Below are 24,695 nucleotides of genomic sequence, written 5' to 3' on the forward strand. Positions count from 1 at the left end.
AAGTATATAGGATTTATGACAAGGAAGTCCTTGTTTCATTCATTATACAATGCAAAGGTGCTGTTATAACATTTTATCTAGAATATATTTGAAACTTGTCCCGTTTTCTCCGTCCATGCACTGCTAAGTTGCACGGCGGTGGGATGTCTTTTTCAATTTATCTATTTGTAACAAATGTTTTCAACTATCCATTCTGGAAAGTCCATCCGCTCCCGGTTGAACTTAACAAATTTTAAATCAAGCTTTCAACCCAAACGTAGAGAAGTTTCTATTATAATAGGGACGCCGGAAATCATATCCGAGAATACTAGTAAGGGTGAAGCATCGTGTTCCTAACAAAAAGAATCGTAATCCTTCTCGTTGGCATTCTCTTTGTGCTGTCGATAAATGGGGCGATGGTGAGTGCTAGTTCGAATAATTACTTGCCTTATGAAAATACAGAAGCAGGTAGAAACAGCAATGCCTACTTGCCGACATCCAATCCATCTCGGGGTGACAGGGAGAACTTTATCAATGAAATTTCGGGTTACGCAAAAGAAGCTAGTGCCAAATGGGGCATTCCGGCGAGTGCAATCATCGGGATGGCGGCGGTTGAGAGTGGGTATGGGACGACGAGAATTGCAGTCAATGCTAATAATATATTTGGAATAAAAATATGGGGAACGAATCCTAGTCAAGGGTGGCAGCTGAAAGGACAGCCTGACGAAGATAACGGGACAGTCACGGTATTATCCGATTTCGGCGTAGATAGGGTTATCTATGACGAGGCCCAAAGAGTAGATAACTGGTATCGCATGTTTTCGAGCCGTCAGGAAGCGGTCGATTACTTGGCAGGAACATTTCTTCAAAATCAAAGATATGGATTTGCGAAAACAAACTACGCCAGTAATTTGAAAAAAGGTTGGAGTTCCGAACGCGCATCCAAACAATATATATATGAGATTGCGAATGCCGGCTATAATCATTTGGGCGGCGAAAGCTATCGAAACGTTGTTGGTCAAGTGATGGCAGAATGGAATTTATACGAGCACGATGAGAACACATTCAAGGACATACATGGACATTGGGCTCAAAAAGAAATAGAGTTTTTGATGGAGAAAGGTTGGATAGACGGATACCCCGATGGAACGTTCAAACCAAACGCTAGTCTGACGAGAGCACATGCAGCCAAAATACTAAGTAATTTCCTAGGTTTAACCCATACAATTGAGCCAATCCATTTTAAAGATGTACCTAGTAGTTTTTGGGGACACGATTCAGTGATCTTAGTGGCACAGCACAAACTAATGAACGGCACAGGAAGTGATCAGTTCTCGCCGAATAAAAATATGACAAGAGCACAAATGGCACAAGTATTTTACAATGCCGGTTTCTATAGTCAGTCCGCGGAAAATCATATGAGTTCATTCACAGATGTTCACAATGGCCACTGGGCTCATATAGCCATTGAAACAATAAGGCAAGAAGGGATTATGGCAGGCTATGGCGATGGACGATTTGGAGTCAATGATTCAATATCCAGAGCACAATTGGCAGCGGTGATGTACCGGTTAGACCAAAAAGGTTGGAATCAAAACTAGAAACCGAGACATGAAAAAGTCCAGAAAGTAGAAAACCTGACTTTCTGGACTTTTTTGTATTTAAGATGCCCGTAGACAATCTGGTTTACTCTATTGTCTGAGCAAGTTTTTGCAGATGTGCGTGCGTAGGTAATATAGATACCTGTGCCGGATTAACATGAATGCTTTTCAGCACCTTTTATTACTCCAACTGCGGATAAACCACCGTCCCATCCTCTTCAATAATCGGCATCGCTCCCCATTTCCCCAATTCATGCGTGACTAGTTCTCCGCCATCCTTAACCGGTACGATATGACTGACATCCCAATTCCGCACTGCAAGCCAATTGCTTATCAACAGCCGATGGCAGCCGAGCAGGGTGCCGCTCTGAGCAACAATAGGCCGTTCGCCTCTCATTCGCCAGTGCAGTCAATTGCCTGATGCCTTCTTCAAAGCAATGCGACAGCGTATAATCCGCATAATGATGAAAGGAGTTATTCTGCCATCCATCATTCAGCGCAGGCGAGACAAGATCGGAATCCGGACGTCTTCCTCCGAGTTCAGGTATATGGCAATACGCAATGCCTGCTTTGGGCAACCATTCTTCCATTGCCTCTTTCCCGAACCACGGAAACTTTTTACTGCCCGGAAACGAGCGCACGTCGACAAGCAACTCGATGCGAGCAAGTCCTAGCAAATCTATGAACTCATCCTTCGTATGTGAAAAATGTCCAATCGTAAAAATCTCCATACCACAATCCTCCCTGCGTTTACTCCTTTCATTCCTCTGTGTGCTATAAGTAAAACATGTAGTCATGTATTATGGACTATCAATGGTATGTAAAGCCCGTACAATCTTATGTAATTTCCTACTCATTTCTTCAGGAGTTTCATTAAACCCATTTTCATACCAAACGATGACCAAACCGATGATGGCGTTTGCTTGGTAGCCAACGATATATTCCTTCGATACGTCAGAAATCTGGTTCGGTTTATAGTCGCGGCCCACGTTTAATCGAATTTGGTCGAAAAGCATATAGTAATAGGATTTATTCGTGTTTTTTGAGAACACAATTTCATAAAAGCTTTGATGCCTTTTGATATGATGAAAAATTTGAATCGATTTTGGATTGATCTTTGCGATCTCAAAGGGAATCGTATATTTATAAGGCTCATCATAGGACGTTTGCAAATCAAGGATCACTTCTTGGAAAAAGTCATGAAAAACGTCTTCAACAGTGGTGTAATGTAAGTAAAACGTTCCCCTGTTTATATTTGCTTCTCTGCAAATTTCCGTAATCTTGATTTTTTCCAGAGGAATCGTTTTCAGTAGTGTCAACAATGCCTGTTGTAAACTGCTTTTCGTTTTCAATACACGCATATCTTGTTTATTCAATCGAATTCTCCTCGGCTAATGAACAGTTTTTGTGAAACTGATGCTTATTGAACAGATTATAGTTTTTTGATTATTGTATACGCTTGTTCTTATGATTATACTTATTAATGAACAGATGTTCAATAACTAAGGAGGTTATGAAGATGAAGTTACAAGACAAAGTGGCAATCATTACGGGTGCGGCGTCAGGCATGGGAAAAGCGATTGCTGAAGGTTATGCCCAAGAAGGTGCAAAAGTTGTCGTTTCAGATTTGAATTTTGAAGGTGCTCAGAACGTCGCTCAAGCAATCGTTGAATCGGGTGGCGAAGCGGTAGCGATTCAAACGAATGTAGCATCAGAAGAAGATCTCCAGCAATTATTCGAAGAAACAAAAGAAAAATATGGAAAAATAGATATTGTTGTTAACAATGCAGGCATCATGGATGGGATGGAGCCGGTTGGTGAAATCACAAATGACCGATGGGATCGGATTTTCGCCATCAATACGACGTCTGTCATGAAGTCGATGCGTTTGGCAGTTGCGGAATTCGAGAAGCAAGGGCATGGGGTCATTGTGAATAACATTTCTGCAGGCGGATTATACGGGGCACGTGCCGGAGCTGCATACACAGCTTCCAAGCACGCAGTTGTAGGACTAACAAAGAATACAGCATTCATGTATGCGGATCAAAATATCCGCTGTAACGGCATTGCACCGGGTGGTGTTGAAACGAATATTGGTTCTTCGATGACGAACGTCAGCCAATTCGGTTTTTCTCGCCAACAGCTGGGCATGGGCATTAACCCTCGTGTAGGCCAACCAGAAGAAATTGCGAAATTAGCTATTTTCCTCGGTTCAGATGATGCAAGCTTCATTAATGGACAAGTCATTGCGGCAGATTCAGGCTGGACCGCATATTAATATGAGTCAAAAACCTCCTAGCAGATTGTTTTCTGCATGGAGGTTTTCTACGTACTGGGTTCATCTCAACAAATCTTGCAAAGCGATTTCTAACACCGGAAATTCAAACTCAAATCCATTTTCCAATAACACTTCCGGCAATACTTTTTGACCTTCCAGGACAAGTTTGCTCTTCTGGCCCAAAGCCAATTTCATAGCAAACGCAGGGGCGGGAATCCAATGTGGACGTTTTAGGACGTTGCCAATCACTTTGCCGAATTCCTTCATTCTTAAAGGGGAGGGGGCAGTGACGTTAACGGGTCCTTGTAAACGTTCATTTTCAACCACGAACGAAATCGCTCGGACAACATCGTTCACATGAACCCAAGAAACCCATTGTTCACCCGATCCGACCGTTCCACCGGCGAAAAATTTATACGGCAATGCCATGAGAGGTAAGGCGCCGCCGTCATTGCCTAATACGACTCCGAATCTCATGAAGACTGTGCGTGCTCCGTAAATACTAGCTTGCTTCGCTTTGTTCTCCCAATCCTGCACAGTCTTTCCTAAAAAATCATCCGGCTCGCATTTTGAGTCTTCCGTATATATTTCATCAAGAGATACAGGGTAAATGCCGATTGCACTTGCGTTGATAAATACGGAAGGTTTTTGTGACAATTCCGAGATAATTCTCAGCAACTCATCTGTCGCAACCATTCTGCTGTTGTAAATTTGCTTTTGATGGTTCGGCGTCCATCGACCTTCATTTATCGAAACACCAGCCAAGTTAATGACCGCATCCGCACTTTTAATTTCCGATTCCGGAACCGCATCCTCTTTTAGCCATACTACATATGATAATTTTCCTGACGAGGGCCTCGCTTTCCTCGTTAGAACAACAACCTCATGGCCATTTTGCAATAACACGTCTATTAATTTATTCCCAATAAAACCGGTCCCACCGGCAACGATGATTTTCAACAGTTCACCTCCTAAAATAGTAACCTACCTTGTATTTTTATATTTAGTTTAGCATGAATGCATGGGGAAAGTGGGAATCCGCGCCGAACATGCAGTTTGGTTACTGGGTATTGTTTATTTGAAACGTACGTTCGTTTGAGGTAGAATAATTCCAAATAGGTTCATTACAAAACAAAAAGGTCTTAGGGGTGAAGAGGGTGGAGAATGAGACGAATTTCTTAATGTATCAAACTGAAGATGATGAAACAAAAATTAATGTTCGTTTGGAAGATGAGACCGTTTGGATGACGCAAAAGGCAATGGCAGAGCTGTTTCAGACATCTACTCAGAACATTACGCTTCATGTGAAAAACATATTTGAGGAGGGAGAATTATCGGAGACTCGAACTTGTAAGGAATACTTACAAGTTCGAGTTGAAGGTTCAAGAGAGGTCCAAAGAAAGGTTAAACACTATAATCTCGAAATGATTCTTGCAATTGGCTATCGTGTCCGTTCCCATCGCGGAACACAATTTCGGCAGTGGGCAACAGAAAGATTAAATGAATACCTAGTTAAGGGTTTTATCATGGACGATGAACGTTTAAAAGAAATCCGAAACCTTGGACAAGATTATTTTGATGAACTTCTTGCCCGAATTCGAGATATCCGTGCGTCCGAAAAACGGTTTTACAGTAAAATTACTGATATCTATACTACTTCTATTGATTATTCGCCTAATGTACAGATGACGAAGGATTTTTTTGCAACGTTCCAAAATAAATTGCACTTCGCCATTCATGGGCATACAGCATCCGAACTGATTAAACTACGTGCTGATGCAACTAAAGACAATATGGGCTTGACTACTTGGAAAGGCGACAAGATTAGAAAAGACGACGTAACGATTGCACAAAATTATCTAACTAAGGTTGAGTTAGATGATTTAAATCGTATTGTCACGATGTATTTAGATTATGCCGAATCTCAAGCGAAAAAACAAAAGCCGATGTACATGAAAGACTGGACTGAAAAGTTAGATGCATTTTTAGAATTCAATGAGCATGAAATCCTCACAAACCCCGGGAAAGTCAGCAAGAAGACAGCAGATCAGTTGGCAAAAGAGCAGTATGACATCTTCCATCAACAACGTTTAGCAAATCCCGACAAAGATGACTTTGATAGGTTTTTAGAACAGAAGCGATTAAAATCTTAAGCTTGACTAGTTCCTGAACCCTACACAAAAACAGCCATTAGAACAAAATTTCGTTCCAATGGCTGTTTGTCATATGATAATTTTTACCTGATTCGTTGTTTTCTCATCCATTGTGTAGCGACCCACTTTTCACCAGTGATTACTGGGGCTCCGCCATGCAAGGTTAAATCGTTTAGTGCTTGGTCATTATAGAAGTACTCGAAATAGACAGCCATCCCTTTTTTGGGCGTTACTGACAAGTTCAGCTTTGGGAAGAAAGTCTCTCCGCCTTGTTCTACGTCATTCAAGTACATAACGAGTGTACTGATTCTATTATTGTTTACCATTTTGCTTGATGATGAAAAGAAATCGTAATGCGCTTTGTATTGCTGACCAGGAGTATACTGAAGGATTTGAAGACCTTCCCCGTGTTCAATCGGTATATTCATAATAGTTGAGATTCTTTTTTCGACTCTTGCGACAATTTCGTTTTCACTTTCCTCAATAAACATACTGCTGCTTGTCCTAAGCTCGTTTTCTTCGCGTGTCATTCCAATCTTTGAACGTTTCATTTTATCCGTAGACAATCTGATCAGTTCCTCACACTCTTCATGACTTAACACATTTCCTAATACAACGATCAAAGGCTCTTCTAGTCGAGTGACGATGTCAATCTCTCTATCTGTAATTATTTTACTGCCAACGTGATCAAATATTGTTTGCTCTCTATTTTCCGTTATCAACTTCAAACCACCTCGAAACGATTCGATTTTTAAAACAAATGCGTGTTAGATAATGAGCATACGTGGTTTTAACGGAATTCTTACACCGTAGTTATACACTTCCTTTTGGAATTAAATTCAAGTTCAATATATTTTATCATACAGTTTTAATGTCGTAAAATGTAAACATAAGGTTTTTTTACAAATAAAAATAGGCAGAGGAAAGGTTTGTCTCCTCCGCAGGAAGTGGCCGTTTCTTAGTTGGATTTTAAACTAATAAGGATGAGTGTGATTCCAGCAAAAAGACAAACCATTCGGGGGAGGGAAACTTTTTCAGCGAGGCCAATGAGGGCGAACGCTGTAGTGATGATCAATACACAAGGTCCGACAAGAGCCAATAACGTGTTAATGTAAAAAGCCTTTTCCAAGTCATTGAACTTATACATCAACATGGCAGCCATGATATCCACGCTGCCGGAAAAAATCCGCAAAACGATAATCATTAGCAATGCTCTTTCAATCAATCACGTTGCCTCTTTCCCTTCAATGTCCATCCCATCGTAATTTTTTCCGATAGGACTGTTTCTACTATATGTAAGAGGGCTTATGTTCATTATGGAAAGTTCGTTTTCTGTCAGCATCTTTACAAAATCTCGTTTACATTTTTTAATCCGCAAATCTCTGATCCGAAAATCATTTCGAGAACGGCTCATTCTTTTGCGGAACGGCTCGTTTATTTCGAGAACGGCTCATTCTTTCACGGAACGGCTCGTTTATTTTGAGAACGGCTCATTCTTTTGCGGAACGGCTCGTTTATTTCGAGAAGGGCTCATTCTTTTGCGCAACGGCTCGTTTATTTCGAGAAGGGCTCATTCTTTCACACAATGGCTCGTTTATTTTGAGAAGGGTACATGTTAATTGGGTGCTCATTTTAAGCACACGGGCATTTCTTCGAAGTGTTAAGCTGTTGGTGCTTTGTTCGATTGAGGTAAACTAGGTATGATTTTAGCTGTGGCATTCCTGCGATATTGAAATGGAAGAAACTTCATTGCCTGTAGGCATGACAATAATCTTGATAAGTGATTTGCATGTGAGAGCAATAAATCCAAAAATAATGAGATTGTCAGCATACATTTTCAATAAACAGATTCACATCATTAATCAGGGAACATTCAGTAAATTAATAGTTGAAATGAGGAATGGGTATGAACGATCCTGTAGTTATAGTGGGAGCAGGTTTAAGTGGACTTCGTGCAGCATCTCTTCTTACTGCACGGGGGATCAAATGTATGGTTCTGGAGTCTAGGGATAGAGTTGGTGGAAGAGTGTTGAGTGCTTCTGACCCCAACAGACCTGATCTGGATAAATTTGACCTTGGGCCAACATGGTTCTGGCCGCAGTATGAAAGAGCTATTACCAATCTTGTTAAAGAACTGAATTTAGATACGTTCGTCCAGTACAACCAAGGGGCAATGCTTTCAGAACGCTCCCTGAGCGAGCCACCTGAGCGCCATGTACTGCCAGACAATCCCTATTCAACGTCGATTCGACTCGCAGGAGGGGTGCAGTCTCTTATTGTGGCCATAGCAGATACGATTCCTCCAGGGGTGGTCGAGCTAGAAACGCGAGTAACGGCCATTAGACAAGATGAAGCCGGCGCCATTACGGTTGAAGCAGATTTGGCGGATGGAAAGCAAAAGCAAGTTTCGGCAAGTGCTGTTATTCTTGGGTTGCCGCCTCGTATAGTGGCGCGTCATATTGAATTTTCTCCTTCTCTCCCTCCAAGTATTATCGCTGATCTAAGAAGCAAACCTACGTGGATGGCAGGACAAGCCAAGGCAGTTGCAATCTATGATCGTCCCTTTTGGCGGGATTCCGGACTGTCTGGATTCGTATCGAGTTGGGTGGGACCTTTACAAGAAATCCATGACGCTTCCCCTGAAATAGGATCTGGTGCATTATTTGGCTTCTTTGGAATGCCAGCAAGCACGCGCCGAAAATTGGGAGAAGATAAAGTTGAAGAACTGGTCATTGATCAACTGGTAAGGCTCTTTGGAACTTCCGCACAAAACGTAAAAACAATCTTATATAAGGATTGGGCTAATGACTCTGATACAGCTGTTGAGGAGGACATGACCCCACTTAGGGAGTTTCCAAGCTATGGTCAACCACCTATTGTAGGGGAGTGGGAAAAGAAAATTATCTTTGCTGGTACTGAGACGAATTCACAATTTGGTGGACATCTCGAAGGTGCGCTTCTATCAGCAGAACAGGCAGTTGTTGAAATACTGGAATTAAAAAACAAGCCTTTATGACAAGCCAGTCAATAGAAATCATTATCTAAAACTTACGGGAGAAAGAATAGATCTTGGCAATGAAAGAATGAGCCCCTCTGTCTGTTCTTTTTTTCAGTAGGTTGATCAGTATCTATCTCCATTACCAAGTGGCCTTGCGATCTTCGTAAGGTCTTTTTTGTATGCATAGTTTTATTGAAATTCATGTGTACGTCTTTTTACCTTTGAAAAGGTAGGATCGAGCTCTTTCCGTGACTTTAGTCTATTTTCCGAAAAATTAATTGACAATGATTCTCATTATCAACTATACTCGATTAAGTGAGAATGGTTCTCAAATAAAAGGAGGGAAAACACATTGAAAAAGCTGTTTATTTTCATAGCATTAATAGCTGTCGTTGCAGTATTGACGGCATGCGGGGAAGATTCGACTGGAGAAAAAGCGAATGCCGAGACGGTGAACAAAGAAAGCGTAGAGTCATCGTCGGATTCTCAAGTAGAAGATTCAATTGATAATAAAAATATTGAAGTGACAGATAGTACAGGCCGCTCGGTAGCTTTTGAGGAACAACCTCAATCATTTGCGGCTCTAAGTTCCGGGGATATCGATATTTTGACGGCGCTCGGCGCAAACGTGGTCGGACGGCCGACATCACAAGGGCCGGTTGCAAAGGAACTGGAAACAGTTGAACAGATCGGCAATCCGCATCAACCGAACTTTGAAAAAATCGCAGAGGTACATCCAGACGTGATGATTGCATCTGCGAGTATGAAGGCGCACGAAGCGAATCTTGAAAGACAGGGCATAAAGATGGTGTACACAGCAGCAAACAGCGTGAGTGATATACAACAAACAATCTCACTTGTCGGTCAGCTTCTTGGGAAAGATGATGATGCAAAATCGCTTAACGACAAAATCGATCAGGATTTGGCAACAGGGAAGGAAGGACTCGGAAATAAGGGGACAAAAGCATTGCTCGTATATGGAGCGCCAGGGACATATCTTGCTGCATTGCCTAATTCACTTTCAGGCGACCTGCTGGAGCTGGCAGGCGGAGAGAATATCGCAAGTGACTTCCCGAATGAAGATAACTATCCGCAATATGCAAGCTTAAGTGTCGAAAAAATTATTGAGCGTAATCCGGAAGTCGTCATGCTCATTACGCATGGAGATCCGCAAGCGGTGAAAGCTGCATTCGAAGAGGAAATGATGAAGAATCCCGCTTGGAAGAATCTTGATGCGGTGAAAGACGGCCGTGTCGTCGTGCTGCCTAGTGATTTGTTCGGCACGAATCCCGGAACAAGAGTAATTGAGGCGTTTAATGTGATGAAGGAAAGCTTGGAAGAAGGCGCCGAAAAATGATTACTGTTACTGAGCACGCCGAGAAAGAGCGCCATCCGCTCGCCCGGAAACGCTTCATCATCTTCGTTTCGGTCGGTACAATGCTGTTCGTATCGGCAATCGCCAGTTTGATGATTGGAGCTGTATCCTTTTCGATAACGGAAATTTGGAATGGAATCTTTTCCTCGGTAGATTCGTTGGAACGCAGAATCGTTTGGGAGTTGCGCGTTCCCCGGATGCTCATCGGATTAATCGTCGGGATGTGCCTTGCGTCGGCAGGGGCGATTTTGCAAGGCATCATGCGCAATCCGCTAGCCGATCCCGGCATTATCGGCGTCTCGTCGGGAGCAGGATTGGCTGCAACAGTCATAATGATCCTATTTCCGGCTTACATCATACTGCTTCCGGCAGCGGCGTTCTTAGGGGCGCTCGTCACGGCGCTCGTCATTTATGCGATGTCCTGGAAAGGAGGTGCCTCACCGGTACGGATCATCCTTGTCGGTGTCGCAATTAATGCAGTGATCGGAGCCGCTATGAGTGCGCTTATGCTTCTTTACAGTGATCGTGTCCAGTCCGTCCTTCCGTGGCTTGCCGGAGGAGTTGCAGGTGTCGGCTGGGTGCAGTTTGAAATGATCATTTATTATGCTATCGCGGCGCTTGTGCTCGCTGTGTTTGGCATCCCGCATATTCGCATCTTGAGACTGGGTGATGAAATGGCGAAATTGCTTGGCCATAAAGTGGAAAGGTCCCGTTTCTTCCTTATCCTGCTCAGTACGCTTCTAGCGGGGATTGCTGTGAGTGTATCCGGTTTGATCGGCTTTGTAGGACTCGTTGTCCCGCATATTGTAAGGACACTTGTAGGAGGGGATTACCGTTATTTATTGCCGATATCTGCTCTCGGAGGCGGTCTGCTCGTCGTTGTTGCAGATACGATTGCGAGAAGCGCTTTCAGTCCGATTGAACTTCCGGTCGGCATATTGCTGTCCTTCCTTGGCGGTCCATTTTTCTTATATTTGATTCAGAAACGGAGGAATTCATTTGTTGACAACTGAATCCCTGTCATTTAGCCATTCTGCTAATTTCCAGCTCGCTAATATCGATCTGGAAATTAAGCCGGGTGAGATTGTCAGTTTGATCGGGCCGAATGGTTCAGGAAAATCGACGTTCCTGCGTCTCATTTCCCGACTGATTGCCCCGCATAGTGGAACAGTCGTTTTAGACGGTCGGAGTATCGAACAGATGAAAACGAAGGAGGTGGCGAAAACACTTGCGATGCTTCCGCAAATGCAAGATCACCAGCTCGATTTGACGGTCGGCGAACTAGTTGAATTCGGCAGGCATCCCCATCGCAAAACGTATGGAAAGCCATCGCATGAGGATGAAGAGATGGTCGAGTGGGCGCTTTCGGTAACGAAATTATCATCTTATCGGAATAGGATGCTTCATTCACTTTCAGGAGGTGAGCGGCAACGCGCATGGATTGCAATGGCAATTGCCCAACATCCGAAAATCCTGCTGCTGGACGAACCGACGACATACCTTGATATCTCTCACCAGCTGGAAGTGATGGAGCTCGTCAGGTCCCTTAATGAAACATCGGGGATGACCGTTGTCATGGTGCTTCATGACATTAATCAGGCTGCGAGATACAGTGACCGGCTTATCGTTCTGAAAGAGGGGCAGGTCCGGTTTGATGGGATTCCTCAATGTGTTTTTTGCCAGGATATGTTTCGCTCGATCTTTGAGATTGAAGCAGATATTTTCATGAAAGATGGATTGTATTTTTTCTCTCCAAAAAAATTGCGGAAGGGTGATTGTTGTGAGACAGGAAGGTATGAAAAAAGAACAGTTGGACATTGAACTTGTCCGTGCATTTGTTGTTGCGGCGCATGGGAATTTATCAGAGGTGAAAGTCTTGCTTCAGCAAGAGCCGGGACTTGTCAACGCGGTTATGAACTGGGGCGGCAACGACTGGGAAAGCGGCTTGGGCGCGGCTGCCCATACAGGCAACCGGGATATCGCGGAATACTTAATCGAGCGTGGCGCATGGATCGATATTTTTGCAGCGGCGATGCTCGGCAAACTCGACATTGTAAAAAGCATTCTTGCCAGCTTCCCGGATATGATTCATTCGACAGGACCGCACGGCATCCCATTGATTCGTCACGCGGAGCGCGGAGGAGAAGAGGCATACGCCGTACTCGAGTACTTACAAGATGTTCTTAAAAGTCCACAACCATTATGAAAGGGAGGCATTAACATGCAAATGATGACAGCTGTCAACACAATACGTATTGAAAAGGGGAGAGGGGAGGAAGTTGCAAGCCGTTTTGCCGTGGCAAAGTCGGTGCATACGTTTAAAGGTTTCATCCGTATGGAAGTGTGGATGAAGGAAGATTCCCCGGAATACGATGAATTGAAAGTATGTACAACATGGGAAGACCATAGCTATTTCAATAACTGGCTCAAAAGCCGGCAAGCCGAAAAGGCACATGGCGGGGGCCGTTCGAAAGAATCCGAAGGCAACAGCCCGATTTTAGGAAGTGAACTGACGACATTCGCAGTGAAAGTGCAGCATCTCCCAGCGATTGAAGTGAAATCATAAGAAGCCTCACCCGATTTCCGTATGGGCGCAGCCTTGTTTATGTTGCGTGAAGCGAAGCACCCACGAATGAAAAAGGAGCGTATGCATCAATGGCATACGTTCCTTAAATGCGTATAGGCGGTTCACAAGGATGATAAATTGAACTATACTAGAATAAAGAGGGTTCGTAACCATCCCCTCTATAATAAAAACTAGGGAGGAAGTACATATGGAAAAAGCGGTAGTTGTATTTAGTGGCGGGCAAGATTCGACGACTTGTCTTCTGTGGGCACAGAAGACGTTTGATAGCGTTGAAGCCGTCACTTTTTTGTATGGGCAAAGAAATAGCTCGGAACTGGATTCGGCAAAGAAGATTGCGAAGGATCTGGGAGTCGCTCATACAATCATGGATTTGAGTTTGCTGAATCAGCTGACGGAGAATGCCATGACCCGAAGTGATATGGAAATTGACGAAACAGGTGAGGTGCCGAATACATTTGTTGAAGGCAGAAACCATGTTTTCCTATCCTTTGCGGCGATTTATGCAAAGCGGATTGGAGCGCGCCACATTATTACGGGTGTAAGTGAAACGGATTTCAGCGGCTATCCTGACTGTCGCAATGATTTCATCAAATCATTAAATGTGACGCTCAATCTTGCGATGGATGCACGTTTTGAAATCCATACGCCGCTTATGTGGAAAACAAAAGCGGATACATGGGAAATGGCAGACAGAATGGGCAGACTTGACTACATTCGAGAGCATACGACAACTTGTTATAACGGAGTGATTGGTGACGGATGCGGCGACTGTCCATCTTGCAAATTGCGAAAGCAAGGGTTGGACGCCTATATGGAAAAGGGGTATGAACGTGTATAGAGTTCTTATCTATTTATTATCCATCGTCCTTGCCAATGTCATTACAGCCAAATTTGCCCCGATGGAATTAGGGTTATTCATCATACCATATGGCACGCTCTTCATCGGATTGACACTCGTGATGCGTGATATGGTTCAAAATAAATACGGCAGAGCAAAAACATATATGTGGATCGCTATTGCGCTTGCGCTGTCTGCGATTACAAGCCATCTTCTTGGGGATGCATTATGGATCGTCTTTGCTTCCACATTAAGTTTCATCATATCCGAAACGACTGACACGGAAATTTATACACGGTTTAAATTTCCTTTTGTAAAGCGTGTCATGGTTTCAGGAATCGTCTCCGGTTTTCTGGACTCATCCATATTTGTCATCATCGGGATCGGTCCTTTAGGACTTGGTTATGTGCCTTGGGAACTTATTCCTTATGCAATCGCAGGCCAATGGGTTGCGAAAACGTTAATGCAGCTAATTGTCGCCGGGGGAATCAGGCGCTTTGTGATGAAATTAGGCATTTATGAGCCGAATATATCGGAAGTGCAAACTACCGTTTCGCAGGCAGTACAAACAACACGATAAGGGAGAGACATTGTAATGAAGCAAAGTGACACAAAAGACCTGACACTACTTGGAAATCAAAATACCGAATACAAAGCGGACTACTGTCCAGAAGTACTGGAAACATTCGAAAATCAACATCAGGAAAATAACTATTTCGTAAAGTTCAATATACCGGAATTCACAAGTCTATGTCCGATGACCGGCCAACCGGATTTCGCTGCCATCTATATTTCGTATATTCCGGATGTCCGAATGGTGGAAAGCAAGTCGTTGAAATTGTACATGTTCAGCTTTCGGAATCATGGCGCGTACCATGAAGATTGCGTGAATCTTATTATGAACGATTTAATCGACTTGATGGACCCAAGGTATATCGAAGTATGGGCGAAATTCACACCACGTGGCGGCATTTCCATCGATCCATATTGCAATTACGGAAAGCCGGGGACGATGTTTGAGCAAATGGCGGTCAACCGCCTCATGCAGCATGATATGTATCCGGAAAACATTAATAATCGATAAGTAAATATTTGAAAAAAGTGACAGGCAAGCTGCATGTGGATGCGGCTTGCCTGTTTTATTGGTGCTTCACACTACTATTTCACATGAAATCCACTCGTCGACGTGACCATCAATTCGATGATTTGCTTCGACATGTATTCAGGTTCCTCGGAGAAATCTTCCTCTATCCACCGAATAATGAGTCCCGCTACACCATGTGCTCTGTATATGTATAACCATTTTGGATTGAGGATTGTTCCTTCTGCTAACCCGTAGTCATATTCCGCGATGAATAGCTCCTCATTCGCAATGAAGTTGATTAGCAACAAAAGCAAACTATCTTGCAAAGCAATGAACTCAATTCGCAACACAATCAAACCGATTCGCATCGCAATGAAAATCGTCTGTAACGAAACGAAGTCTGCCTGCATCACAACCTATTCGCCTGCCCTCATTTCGACTAAAAATATAAAACACAGGCCGAAAATTGGATAATCTTCATTCCAACCTATAATAAAGGCATATGGTTACTACAGGAGGAATGAGATTTGAGCATTTATAACTATTTGATAAGAAAACCTAATGGAGAAATTCTATCGATGGAAACATACCGTGGAAAGGCAATTCTGATCGTCAACACTGCGAGCCGTTGCCGATTCACCTATCAATTCGACGAGCTTCAGAAGTTGTACGAGAACTATAAAGAGCGGGGACTTGTCGTGCTCGGCTTTCCTTGTGACCAATTCGGGCAGCAAAACCCGGAAAATGGGGAAGAGTCGGCACAATTTTGCCAACGGAACTACGGCGTCAGCTTTCCGATATATGACCTTGTGCAAGTGAACGGGAAAGAGACCGAACCGCTATTTAATTATTTGAAACATGAAGTTCCATTCCGTGAGTTGGATGAGACGATTGCGACAGAAAAGATGCTGAAATTGCGTTTGAAAGAGGAATATCCCGATTACTTGATCGGTCGGAACATCCGCTGGAATTTTACGAAGTTTCTTGTCGGTGCAAATGGAGAGGTTATCAAGCGATTCGAGCCGACGGAATCAGATTTGGACATTGCGGCAGAAATTGAACGCCTCTTAGCGGAGCCGACTTTGGTTTGATTTAGCTGGATAGGGAATTGCATGAAATATTAGGGGAGTCAATCATGTCGTACGATGATTGGCTCCCCTTTTGCATTTCTACAGTTTTTTCAATTAAACAATATCCATACAATCAATGGTGCAAGGATTGAGCTAAGCAGGGCATTGAGTGACATGGAGACGGAACCCATCGAAAATGCAAGTTCACCATATTCGGCCGCTTTTGCTGTTCCGAGTGCGTGCGAGGCGCTGCCAAGAGCGATTCCTCTGCCAACGGGACTATGCACTTTCGCCATTTTGAAAAGGATAGGTGCCAGGATTGAACCGAATATGCCCGCGATCATGACGGCGACGACTGCCATCGAAGCATTGCCGCCGATTCCATCTGTAATTGCAATTGCAACTGGTGTCGTGACTGATTTTGGAAGTATGGAAAGACTCAATGAATGGCCCAAGCTTGTGACTTTGGCAAGAAGTGCGGCGCTCAGCATTCCGACCGTCCCAGCGAAAGTGACACTTGCTAAGATTACTACTGCATGCTTGCGCAAAAACTCCCGTTGCTTGTAAAGCGGATAGGCAAGTGCGACAACTGCCGGTCCGAGCAGGGAATTGATCCACTGACCACCTTGCATATAGCGTTCGTACGGGATCTGAAAGGCAACAAGGATGATGATGATCAAAATTGTCGAGGTCAACACCGGTAGTAAAAATGAGAAATTAAATCGAATATAAAGCTTTGTCATAAAAAAATAACTTATGATTGTCAACAGAATCATGAGTGTTGCGAACAGGATTTGTTGCATTCGGATGCCTCCTTCTTCTTTTCCGTCCTTTTCTCCAAATGTTGGCTGAAAATGCCCGAGATGACGATTGTAATCGCAGTGCTTACCACAACAATTCCAAAAAGCAGCAAGCCTTGCCATGATAAAAGGGAAGGGTAGTTCATAATGCCGACCGTCATTGGGACGAACAAGAGCGTTAAAATGCCGAGTAAAAATCCTGCGCCGTCTTCAATTAGTTCAACAGGAATCACCTTCAAGGTTAGACAAATGAATAACAGGATTAACCCGATGATGCTGCCTGGAATAATGAGATGAAAAAGGTTTTGGATAAACGTACCGATATACGAAAATATGAAAAGTATCCCGATTTGTAGGCAAATACGTATAGCTTTCATTTTTACGCTGTCTTTAAAGAGACAACTTCCTTCTTTCTGTATAAGATTTGTTCCTTGTATGTTTATTCGCATGAATTAAATCTTGCAAGACACGAATAAATAAATTATATCACTATAAAAAATGAGGTTCAATGATTCTAAAATCGTCTGAACTGCCATAACAATTCATTTAGGACAATAAAACCCTTCCACCGGCACATCAAACATCATGAAAATGTCCTTGAAATACGTCTCATCGACCAACTTGTCCAACACACCTTTAAAGTAGCCGGGCAAATTGCGGATCGGCTTCTTTTTCGTTGCCATGACAGCAATCATCAATGCACGATACGCAAGGCCCTCGAAGATATGCTTATCGTCTTTATATATTTCATACTTTAGCATTCTTCCAGAGATGGCCCTATGGAAGGGAGAGGTCAAAAAGGATACTCGGAAAAAAGAAAAGTCTGAAATGATTCGTAATACCCATTTCGGTAATAGCTATTCCCAATCCGGAATAAGCAGGTACCTAATGTAAAAACAGCTCTCATCATGAAGAGCTGTTCGTCGTTATGAGCCACTATCCTCATTGATAGGATGCGTTCACTTATTCATACCATCTTCAATAACTACTGATGATCCACTTGTTTTATCGTCACTGCTGGATTCGTTATGTCCGGGTCCAAATAAATTCAAGATGACCACACCAACGAGTATAAGTGTGATACCTGCAATACTGGCCATGTTAATTTTTTCTTTCCAAATACTAACTGAAATAATTACAGTAGCAACAATTCCGATTCCTGACCAAATGGCATAGGCAGTATTTAAAGGAATTGTCTTTAAAGATAACGATAAAAAGAAAAAGCAGCTAATAAAAGCGATAATGACCCCGATGGTAGGAAATAGTTTCGAAAATCCCTCTGAAGCTTTTAGTAACGACGTACCAACAAGCTCCAGTGCTATAGAAAGTGCTAAATATAAATAGGACATCATTATTCATCCTCCTGAATCATGTCAATGAGCTTATTAATAACTTGTGTTTGTAATTCTTTAGATAAGGGCTTCATTCCAAGCATCTCTGAAAACCATAAACCGTCAATCGATAATCTTGCAATCGTTGCTTTAACTGGATCGATTCCATCATCAGTTAACTGATTGAGCAGATGATCATATTGTTGACGGAAGTCATCTAGTAAATCCGGATTATAAAACATCGCAGCCATGATTGAACTTAGATGCTTGTTGTTATCAATATCGGAATAGGTAGACGTAACGTAAGCTCTGCTCCATTTTCCCTGCTCGGTCGTATCATCTTTCACTAACGATAAAATGCTTTCAAAGTAATTGTTTGACCAATTTTCCACCATTCCTTTAATTAGCGCTTCTTTGCTTGGGTAATGATATAATAGCCCGCCTTTGCTCAGCCCAGCCCTTTGAGCGACCGCCTCTAATGTGAGCTTCACAACTCCTTCTTCTTCTACAATTTCAGATGCAGCAGCTAATAAACTCTTTTTCTTTTCATTCATCGTAATCCCTCCAAAACAACAATAACTTTAGTGTACCGTCCAGACGGTTTTATTGTCAAACACTTAAGATTTGTAGTATTGGCGATGAATTAGCAAAAATGAAAACTTATTATAAGGAGTTTGGGTTATCAATGTCGAATAATAGTATAGGGGGATTTTACCCTCACTTGAGTAGGAATTAGATTGTACAGTGAAATATGTCCATATCCTTTTCAGAAAGTAGTGATTGTATGAATCCATTCGTATTTGCCTGCATTACACCTCATGGTGGAGAAATTATTCCGGAGCTTGCGGGAAAGAGACCGGAGCGCATGAAAATAACAAGGAACAGTATGGAACAGATCGGCGAGAAGATGAAGGAAGCCAATCCAGACACTATTATTGTACTCACTCCACACGGCACTAGAATCGATGGCATGTTTGCAATAACGAACAGTGAAAAAATGCACGGGTCTGTCGAGGAAAACGGGGCTTCGTATACGGTGACCCGTAAGGTTGATCGTGATTTGGCAATGGAAATAACGAAAGCCGCGAAACTACTTGAGATCCCAACAGCTTCCGTAAATTTTGGATCCGCTGCTGGACCTGCTTCCGTATTGCCGCTTGATTGGGGAGTCATTGTGCCGCTTGCATTTATGCCTGAAACAGAGATTGTCGTCATCAATCCTTCCCGAGAACTTTCGTTTGAGCAGCATATCCAGTTCGGTAAAGTCATCCGCCAGGTTACACAAAATAGCGAAAAACGGATTGCCCTTATCGCGAGCTGCGATTGGTCGCATGCACATGATGAAAAAGGTCCATATGGATTTGACCCAGCCGCCAAGGAATTGGACGAAGATGTAGTCACTCTCATCGAGGCAAATGAGTTGGAGAAAATGGCGGATTTTGAACCGGCTTATATCGAGGCAGCTAAACCGGATGGGATTTGGCAGGCATTGGTTCTTGCAGGAGCGATGCCGAAGGAGTACCGTAAGATTCGTTTCCTTTCCTATGAGGCACCTACCTATTTTGGATTGATTTGCGCTGAAGTGGGGTCGAATTAAAATCAAAATAGAAGCCAAACGCAACTGAAACAGTAACCCAATTAGCATATTATTTAAACAACAACTAACAGTGGAAAAAGCAAATAAAAAACGCACATACATAATTGACTGTGCGTTTGCCATGTCTTCTTGTTATAGTTTGCCTATTTCTCACTCCGCAATTGCGATCGTTATTGAAAGTATTATCAAATAAAATCAACCAGTAGTATAGCAAAGGGTACCCACAAGCTTCCAAAATCTACAAGAGTAATGATATATTCTTTTTCTTCTTGTTCGTATTTATATTCAACAAAAGCACGGAATATATATGCAACACTACCAATAGCAATTAGTACATAGACCAATACCAAATCCTCAAAAAACCATAAAAAAACAAGGGAAATGACGAATAAAATAATCAATATTATTTCTACCCATTTGTGTGTATTGCTCATATATCTAATCCTTTTTGGGTCAATAATGTTATATTTCTTTCTTAGGAACTTCGTTAACACGGAATTGATAACCAGTATCAAAGCAATAAAAATATAGAACTTAAACATAATACACTCCCCACACCGATAGTATAAACTTACTTTACTTATCTTTGTTCCTACCCTGTCCCGTTAGTTGATTAATCTATTTTAACACGTAATCTCTAATCCTTTTCAAAATATTCACTTATACTAAATAAGCCATTTAACAAAATTATAGTGCGAATTCTCACAAGTGATATAACAACAAAAACAGGGACACCAATTCATATGCGAATCGTGTCCCCAAATGCTATGTCATTTAATGTTTTCTCACCGTGTACCGAATCCGTTACAATTTGATCGGCTTCTTTTTGTTTACCTATCTTAATCCAATTCCTTCTCCATAACTTCCATCACTAACCGGCGTACTTCATCTGTCGTTTTTGTGTTCATCAATTCATTTCTTAATTCAGCAGCACCTCTAAATCCGCGAATATAGATCTTGAAAAAGCGGAGAAGTGGCTTGAATGGGCGTGGTTCTTCTTCTGTTGAATATTTATCGTGAAGATCCAATTGTAAAAGTAGTAACTCAAGATACTCTTTCACGCTATGTTCTCTTGGCTCTTTCTCGAAAGCGAATGGATTCGTGAAAACACCACGGCCGATCATGACACCGTCCACGCCGTATTGTTCCACTAATTTTAGTCCTGTAGCGCGGTCAGGAATATCGCCGTTAATGGTTAACAATGTGTTTGGGGCAATTTCATCTCTCAATTTTTTGATTTCCGGAATCAATTCCCAGTGTGCATCCACTTTACTCATTTCTTTTCTTGTGCGAAGGTGAATGGAAAGGTTGGCAATATCCTGCTCCAAGACATGTCGTAACCATTCATGCCATTCGTCGATTTCAACGTAACCTAACCTTGTTTTTACGCTGACTGGCAATCCGCCAGCTTTTGCGGCTTGAATGAGTTCAGCTGCAACTTCAGGGCGTCGTATCAATCCCGCACCTTTTCCGTTAGCTGCAACGTTTTGTACCGGGCAGCCCATGTTGAGATCGATACCACGGAAACCGAGTTTTTTCATATCGATGCTCATCTGTTTATAATACTCCGGTTTATCGCCCCAAATATGAGCGACAATCGGCTGTTCATCCTCTGTGAACATCAAACGGCCGCGAACACTTTCTCTGCCATTCGGATGGCAATAGCTTTCCGTATTCGTAAATTCCGTGAAATAAACGTCAGGTGGTGCTGCTTCGCTGATGACGTGGCGAAACACGACATCTGTAACATCTTCCATCGGTGCTAATATGAAAAACGGCTTCGGTAAATCAAGCCAAAAATTATCTTCGTTGCTCATTTTGTATCCTCCTGTTGCATGCGAAATCCTTTGCTCATCAAATAGTATCACTTTTTATAGTCTAATGCACTGATACATTCTTCAAAAACAACTCTATTAATGAAAAGCTCGTAATTCTTTTATGCAAATTCCACTTGTTCGCAGCAAGGGCCCATTCTTTCGCTGGCAAGGTCCATTCTTTCCCATTAAGTCCCCCAAAGTTCTCGTTCTTCGATGGGGAGTTCTCATTAAGTCGCCTAGAGTTCTCGTTCTACAATGGAGAGTTCTCATTCTTCAATGGGAAGTTCTCATTAAGTCGCGAAGAGTTCTCGTTCTTCAATGAAGAGTTCTCATTAAGTCGCCCAGAGTTCTCGTTCTACGAAGGGGAGTTTTCATTAAGTCGCCCAGAGTTCTCGTTCTTCGATGGGAAGTTCTCCTTAAGTCGCCCAGAGTTCTCGTTCTACGAAGGGAAGTTCTCATTAAGTCGCGAAGAGTTCTCGTTCTATTGATTTTTATTCCAAATAATAACAATAGCAACAATCCCAATATCCGACGAAATGTCGGGACGGTTCTCCCACAATTGGGACGTCATATAGTCATTGACCTTAATGAAGCCACTTTTAATAACTAACAAACTATCCTCAATCCCTTTCCTTGATGTTATACTCGTTTCATGAACTTTACTAATTTTCAATAACGAGTAGTATTTTTGAAGGGGAATATCTTTATGAACAAATGGCTTTTTGGTTTTTTGGTCGTTTTGACAACATCGTTAATGGGATCAGCATTCGCAATCGGAAAGATTGGCCTGGCTTACGCTACACCGATCATGCTTGTTGCATTACGATTTCTTATAGCCGGGGTCATTATGGCGATTATTGTAAAATGTTTACGAATGGCTCATCCCAAGCAGATGACGGATTGGTTGAAAATAGCGCTGATCGGTTTTTTTCAAACGGCAGGCGTCATGGGATGTATCTTTGTCAGTTTACGGACAATACCAGCGGGGCAGTCATCTATATTAACATTTATGAACCCGCTTCTGGTCGTTATCTTTGGAACTTTATTCATGAAAATGACGTATAATTGGCGGCAATGGATCGGTGTTATTCTGGGTTTTGTTGGCGTAATCATTACGCTTGGTGCACAGATGGATTTGCGAATCGGAACCCTTTTTGGTTTTCTGTCAGCCATCTCGTGGGCTATCGGCACTTTACTGATCAAAAAATGGGGCGTTCATTTAATACATGGGTTTTAACGGCATATCAAATGTTGTTTGGTGGTCTTATACTATTCGTTGGAAGTTTTCTATTGGAGAATCCTTCGTTTCAAGTTACCGCACTATCGATCACCATTCTATTATGGTTGGCACTCATGGCTTCCATCGTACAATTCGCCGTTTGGTTTTATCTTTTACAAACAGGCGAACCTGGAAAGACAAGTGCTTTCTTGTTTCTAGCTCCATTTTTCGGCGTACTTACAGGGTGGTTAGTATTGGATGAAACGATTGCTTGGAATGTAATACTTGGTGGTGTATGTATATTTATCGGCATCTTCATGGTGAATTGGACGGCTAAAGAAGTGAAGAGTGTATGAAAAAGGAGGAGGAATTTCAATATGGAAACGAGCTATAAAACGATATTTGACCGTTTCTCTATCTATCTATTGGGGCTTTTCATTTCCCCTATCCTGTTTGGAGTTTTCATGGCAATCTACTCAATAATCGCTTTTCAAGACTCTTGGAGTTTTGGTCCGACTGTCCTCGTTGTGGCACTTTATTCATGGCCGTTCTTTGGGTTTGGAGCTTTTCCTATTTCCTTATTCATCGACTTTTCAGCTCGAATGAAGGATCGTCCGAACTGGGTAAAGGCATTGATATATGCAGGTTCCGGCGGCATAGCGGGTCTTATTGCGGGCGTTATTTTTTATGATCTGTTCTCAATGATCTTCATGTTCCTTTTTGGTATGGTAGGTGGAGTTATTCATCACGTCGTATTGCTGCTAATTAAAAAGTTGATTAAATCATAGGATCGATATGCTGAATTGCATTCTGAAACGAAAAGGGGAATATATCAATTGAATAAAGAAAAAGAAAGTCCTGAAGAATTAAGGGAAAGATTGAGACAAGAAGAATTGAAAGGAAACCCAGCAGGAGGTGTTCACGGAGGAGGGCTTCAAGATCTAGTAGGGGGACTAGGATGGAAGGGGACTGGCATATTAATTCTTATACTACTTATTGCTACAGTATTCTATTTTGCTTTCTTCAACTAGAGAATAAAGGAGATTTTAAAATTGAAAAAAGCTGCTTACATAATTATATTCATACTAACTTTACTATTAACTGGTTGTAATGACGGAAAACCGAAGGGCACCACATCTAAAATGACGATTGAACCATATACCTTGAATGAACATGAAAAACTGCTTGTAAGTAAAACGGGAGTCGGGCATATTGATTACTTCAAGTTAAATGGAACACTTGGCGAAGATGAGGATTTGGAACTTTCCGTGGAGTTGTTCAAAAACGGAGAGTTTCAGGAGGAATTGATGAAGACTTGGGGTGCCCTTGATAAAAAATATAAAGACATCCTTCTATCCTTTGGGATAAGTGATTTCAATGGGGAAGATGATTCTGAAAAAATCATAAAATTGATATCGGGCATGCCTTCCGGGGTAGCGTCAACGAATTATACAACTACCATGACTGCTTCTTCTATTGGTAACTTAATTGGCACAAAGATTACATTGAAGAAAAACGAACCTGTTTATTTAGTAGCGTGGGTAGGCACAACTAAAAACTCATTGCGCTCGATTGGAAGCGTAAACGGCGAACTACCTGAAGGGATTATTGATTTTGAAACTGCGTTATTGTATAAAATTGTATTGACTAATAAAGACAAGGAATAACCACTCCTGGCGGCTACCATGGAACAGATGAGTTACAGGTAACAACTTGGACAAAGTTCTGGCTGTTTGAAACAGTGTAGATATAGATATTTTCGGACCTGGGCTTGTAGAACATTGATTGAAGATAGTTTCGCCATATAACCACATTTAAATATGAGAATGAAACGGACTGATGGTAACCCACAGTTCGTTTTTTATGTCATTGACTCATTTATATGGCGAAATGGTACAATGTGCCGAATGAGAAAAAATAACAAGAAAGCTTGTAACGAAACGATGTTTTTTTAGATATATAGGTGGA

Annotated in this window: 30 protein-coding genes and 1 pseudogene; 18 read left to right on the forward strand and 13 right to left on the reverse strand. The window is 42.2% G+C overall.

Going from position 1 to position 24,695, the window contains the following annotated elements; all coding sequences use genetic code 11:
- The first annotated feature begins 326 nt into the window (after nucleotides 1-326).
- The gene (locus SLU01_RS07545) at nucleotides 327-1,580 is read left to right on the forward strand and encodes an S-layer homology domain-containing protein (RefSeq protein ID WP_246110918.1); all 1,254 of its coding nucleotides are present in this window, start codon (nucleotides 327-329) and stop codon (nucleotides 1,578-1,580) included.
- 278 nt (nucleotides 1,581-1,858) lie between these two features.
- Here SLU01_RS07545 and SLU01_RS07550 read toward each other — a convergent pair whose 3' ends face one another.
- Entirely contained in the window at nucleotides 1,859-2,311 is a 453-nt protein-coding gene (locus tag SLU01_RS07550; RefSeq protein WP_308507720.1) for a DUF488 domain-containing protein, read from the reverse strand.
- A 69-nt stretch (nucleotides 2,312-2,380) separates the two neighbouring features.
- Nucleotides 2,381-2,956 (reverse strand): TetR/AcrR family transcriptional regulator, encoded by a 576-nt coding sequence (locus SLU01_RS07555; RefSeq protein WP_147056915.1) that lies wholly within the window; start codon nucleotides 2,954-2,956, stop codon nucleotides 2,381-2,383.
- 143 nt (nucleotides 2,957-3,099) lie between these two features.
- On the opposite strand from SLU01_RS07555, the gene SLU01_RS07560 reads away from it, so the two are divergent.
- Entirely contained in the window at nucleotides 3,100-3,858 is a 759-nt protein-coding gene (locus SLU01_RS07560) for an SDR family oxidoreductase (RefSeq protein ID WP_147056917.1), read from the forward strand.
- A 60-nt stretch (nucleotides 3,859-3,918) separates the two neighbouring features.
- On the opposite strand, the gene SLU01_RS07565 is transcribed toward SLU01_RS07560, so the two are convergent.
- Nucleotides 3,919-4,818 carry a TIGR01777 family oxidoreductase gene (locus SLU01_RS07565; RefSeq protein ID WP_147056919.1) on the reverse strand — a complete coding sequence of 300 codons (900 nt, stop codon included), beginning with the start codon at nucleotides 4,816-4,818 and terminating at the stop codon, nucleotides 3,919-3,921.
- Nucleotides 4,819-5,015: 197 nt separating this feature from the next.
- Here SLU01_RS07565 and SLU01_RS07570 point away from each other — a divergent pair, with 197 nt between their 5' ends.
- Entirely contained in the window at nucleotides 5,016-6,011 is a 996-nt protein-coding gene (locus SLU01_RS07570) for a virulence RhuM family protein (RefSeq protein ID WP_147056921.1), read from the forward strand.
- An 83-nt stretch (nucleotides 6,012-6,094) separates the two neighbouring features.
- Here SLU01_RS07570 and SLU01_RS07575 read toward each other — a convergent pair whose 3' ends face one another.
- Both SLU01_RS07575 and SLU01_RS07580 read right to left on the reverse strand, forming a co-directional pair.
- Nucleotides 6,095-6,733 (reverse strand): 2OG-Fe(II) oxygenase, encoded by a 639-nt coding sequence (locus SLU01_RS07575; RefSeq protein ID WP_147056923.1) that lies wholly within the window; start codon nucleotides 6,731-6,733, stop codon nucleotides 6,095-6,097.
- 236 nt (nucleotides 6,734-6,969) lie between these two features.
- Nucleotides 6,970-7,236 (reverse strand): YqhV family protein, encoded by a 267-nt coding sequence (locus tag SLU01_RS07580; RefSeq protein ID WP_373866401.1) that lies wholly within the window; start codon nucleotides 7,234-7,236, stop codon nucleotides 6,970-6,972.
- Between the two features lie 681 nt (nucleotides 7,237-7,917).
- Between SLU01_RS07580 and SLU01_RS07585 the strand changes: the two genes are divergently transcribed.
- The 9 genes from SLU01_RS07585 (at nucleotide 7,918) to queF (ending at nucleotide 14,893) form a co-directional block, all read left to right on the forward strand.
- The gene (locus tag SLU01_RS07585) at nucleotides 7,918-9,027 is read left to right on the forward strand and encodes a flavin monoamine oxidase family protein (RefSeq protein WP_147056925.1); all 1,110 of its coding nucleotides are present in this window, start codon (nucleotides 7,918-7,920) and stop codon (nucleotides 9,025-9,027) included.
- A 334-nt stretch (nucleotides 9,028-9,361) separates the two neighbouring features.
- Nucleotides 9,362-10,366 carry an ABC transporter substrate-binding protein gene (locus SLU01_RS07590; RefSeq protein ID WP_246110919.1) on the forward strand — a complete coding sequence of 335 codons (1,005 nt, stop codon included), beginning with the start codon at nucleotides 9,362-9,364 and terminating at the stop codon, nucleotides 10,364-10,366.
- Complete coding sequence (locus SLU01_RS07595; RefSeq protein WP_373866402.1) at nucleotides 10,366-11,397, forward strand: FecCD family ABC transporter permease; 1,032 nt, start codon at nucleotides 10,366-10,368, stop codon at nucleotides 11,395-11,397. The genes SLU01_RS07590 and SLU01_RS07595 overlap by 1 nt, the downstream gene beginning before the upstream one ends.
- Nucleotides 11,384-12,205 (forward strand): ABC transporter ATP-binding protein, encoded by an 822-nt coding sequence (locus tag SLU01_RS07600; RefSeq protein WP_147056929.1) that lies wholly within the window; start codon nucleotides 11,384-11,386, stop codon nucleotides 12,203-12,205. The genes SLU01_RS07595 and SLU01_RS07600 overlap by 14 nt, the downstream gene beginning before the upstream one ends.
- Entirely contained in the window at nucleotides 12,180-12,590 is a 411-nt protein-coding gene (locus tag SLU01_RS07605; protein WP_147056931.1) for an ankyrin repeat domain-containing protein, read from the forward strand. The genes SLU01_RS07600 and SLU01_RS07605 overlap by 26 nt, the downstream gene beginning before the upstream one ends.
- A 15-nt stretch (nucleotides 12,591-12,605) precedes the next feature.
- Nucleotides 12,606-12,950, forward strand: a complete 345-nt coding sequence (locus SLU01_RS07610) for an antibiotic biosynthesis monooxygenase (RefSeq protein WP_246110920.1) — start codon at nucleotides 12,606-12,608, stop codon at nucleotides 12,948-12,950.
- A gap of 208 nt (nucleotides 12,951-13,158) precedes the next feature.
- Nucleotides 13,159-13,809: a 7-cyano-7-deazaguanine synthase QueC gene (gene queC / locus SLU01_RS07615; RefSeq protein WP_147056933.1), complete on the forward strand. Its 651-nt coding sequence runs from the start codon at nucleotides 13,159-13,161 to the stop codon at nucleotides 13,807-13,809.
- Nucleotides 13,802-14,389, forward strand: a complete 588-nt coding sequence (locus tag SLU01_RS07620) for a VUT family protein (protein WP_246110921.1) — start codon at nucleotides 13,802-13,804, stop codon at nucleotides 14,387-14,389. Before queC ends, SLU01_RS07620 begins: the two co-directional genes overlap by 8 nt.
- Nucleotides 14,390-14,404: 15 nt before the next feature.
- A complete protein-coding gene (gene queF, locus SLU01_RS07625; RefSeq protein WP_147056937.1) occupies nucleotides 14,405-14,893 on the forward strand; it encodes a preQ(1) synthase in 489 nt (162 codons plus the stop codon).
- 74 nt (nucleotides 14,894-14,967) lie between these two features.
- Here the strand turns inward: queF and SLU01_RS17930 are convergent, their stop codons facing one another.
- Nucleotides 14,968-15,303, reverse strand: coding sequence for a TetR-like C-terminal domain-containing protein (locus SLU01_RS17930; RefSeq protein ID WP_170232636.1), 336 nt, complete (start codon nucleotides 15,301-15,303; stop codon nucleotides 14,968-14,970).
- Between the two features lie 117 nt (nucleotides 15,304-15,420).
- Between SLU01_RS17930 and SLU01_RS07635 the strand changes: the two genes are divergently transcribed.
- On the forward strand, nucleotides 15,421-15,984 hold the full coding sequence (locus tag SLU01_RS07635) for a glutathione peroxidase (protein ID WP_147056939.1): 564 nt from the start codon (nucleotides 15,421-15,423) through the stop codon (nucleotides 15,982-15,984).
- Between the two features lie 89 nt (nucleotides 15,985-16,073).
- Here SLU01_RS07635 and SLU01_RS07640 read toward each other — a convergent pair whose 3' ends face one another.
- The 5 genes from SLU01_RS07640 to SLU01_RS07660 all read right to left on the reverse strand — a co-directional run bounded on the left by SLU01_RS07640 (nucleotide 16,074) and on the right by SLU01_RS07660 (nucleotide 18,648).
- Nucleotides 16,074-16,766 (reverse strand): LrgB family protein, encoded by a 693-nt coding sequence (locus SLU01_RS07640; protein WP_147056941.1) that lies wholly within the window; start codon nucleotides 16,764-16,766, stop codon nucleotides 16,074-16,076.
- A complete protein-coding gene (locus tag SLU01_RS07645; protein ID WP_147056943.1) occupies nucleotides 16,736-17,140 on the reverse strand; it encodes a CidA/LrgA family protein in 405 nt (134 codons plus the stop codon). The genes SLU01_RS07640 and SLU01_RS07645 overlap by 31 nt, the downstream gene beginning before the upstream one ends.
- Before the next feature lie 165 nt (nucleotides 17,141-17,305).
- Nucleotides 17,306-17,524, reverse strand: coding sequence for a hypothetical protein (locus SLU01_RS07650; protein ID WP_147056945.1), 219 nt, complete (start codon nucleotides 17,522-17,524; stop codon nucleotides 17,306-17,308).
- Nucleotides 17,525-17,722: 198 nt separating this feature from the next.
- The gene (locus SLU01_RS07655; RefSeq protein WP_147057160.1) at nucleotides 17,723-18,112 is read right to left on the reverse strand and encodes a DMT family transporter; all 390 of its coding nucleotides are present in this window, start codon (nucleotides 18,110-18,112) and stop codon (nucleotides 17,723-17,725) included.
- A 2-nt stretch (nucleotides 18,113-18,114) separates the two neighbouring features.
- The gene (locus SLU01_RS07660) at nucleotides 18,115-18,648 is read right to left on the reverse strand and encodes a TetR/AcrR family transcriptional regulator (RefSeq protein ID WP_147056947.1); all 534 of its coding nucleotides are present in this window, start codon (nucleotides 18,646-18,648) and stop codon (nucleotides 18,115-18,117) included.
- A 230-nt stretch (nucleotides 18,649-18,878) separates the two neighbouring features.
- Here SLU01_RS07660 and SLU01_RS07665 point away from each other — a divergent pair, with 230 nt between their 5' ends.
- On the forward strand, nucleotides 18,879-19,691 hold the full coding sequence (locus SLU01_RS07665) for a DODA-type extradiol aromatic ring-opening family dioxygenase (protein ID WP_147056949.1): 813 nt from the start codon (nucleotides 18,879-18,881) through the stop codon (nucleotides 19,689-19,691).
- Between the two features lie 185 nt (nucleotides 19,692-19,876).
- Here SLU01_RS07665 and SLU01_RS07670 read toward each other — a convergent pair whose 3' ends face one another.
- Entirely contained in the window at nucleotides 19,877-20,233 is a 357-nt protein-coding gene (locus SLU01_RS07670; RefSeq protein WP_147056951.1) for a DUF4181 domain-containing protein, read from the reverse strand.
- A gap of 297 nt (nucleotides 20,234-20,530) precedes the next feature.
- Nucleotides 20,531-21,508 carry a tRNA dihydrouridine synthase gene (locus SLU01_RS07675; RefSeq protein WP_147056953.1) on the reverse strand — a complete coding sequence of 326 codons (978 nt, stop codon included), beginning with the start codon at nucleotides 21,506-21,508 and terminating at the stop codon, nucleotides 20,531-20,533.
- A gap of 706 nt (nucleotides 21,509-22,214) precedes the next feature.
- Here SLU01_RS07675 and SLU01_RS07680 point away from each other — a divergent pair.
- From SLU01_RS07680 to SLU01_RS07695, 4 genes and pseudogenes are all read left to right on the forward strand, one after another.
- Nucleotides 22,215-23,083: pseudogene (locus tag SLU01_RS07680) on the forward strand (DMT family transporter).
- 21 nt (nucleotides 23,084-23,104) lie between these two features.
- Complete coding sequence (locus SLU01_RS07685) at nucleotides 23,105-23,515, forward strand: hypothetical protein (RefSeq protein ID WP_147056955.1); 411 nt, start codon at nucleotides 23,105-23,107, stop codon at nucleotides 23,513-23,515.
- A gap of 48 nt (nucleotides 23,516-23,563) precedes the next feature.
- Nucleotides 23,564-23,758: a DUF6366 family protein gene (locus tag SLU01_RS07690; RefSeq protein WP_147056957.1), complete on the forward strand. Its 195-nt coding sequence runs from the start codon at nucleotides 23,564-23,566 to the stop codon at nucleotides 23,756-23,758.
- A gap of 21 nt (nucleotides 23,759-23,779) precedes the next feature.
- Complete coding sequence (locus tag SLU01_RS07695; protein WP_147056959.1) at nucleotides 23,780-24,394, forward strand: hypothetical protein; 615 nt, start codon at nucleotides 23,780-23,782, stop codon at nucleotides 24,392-24,394.
- Nucleotides 24,395-24,695 lie beyond the last annotated feature (301 nt).

The organism is Sporosarcina luteola, assembly GCF_007991495.1.
GTDB lineage: Bacteria > Bacillota > Bacilli > Bacillales_A > Planococcaceae > Sporosarcina > Sporosarcina luteola.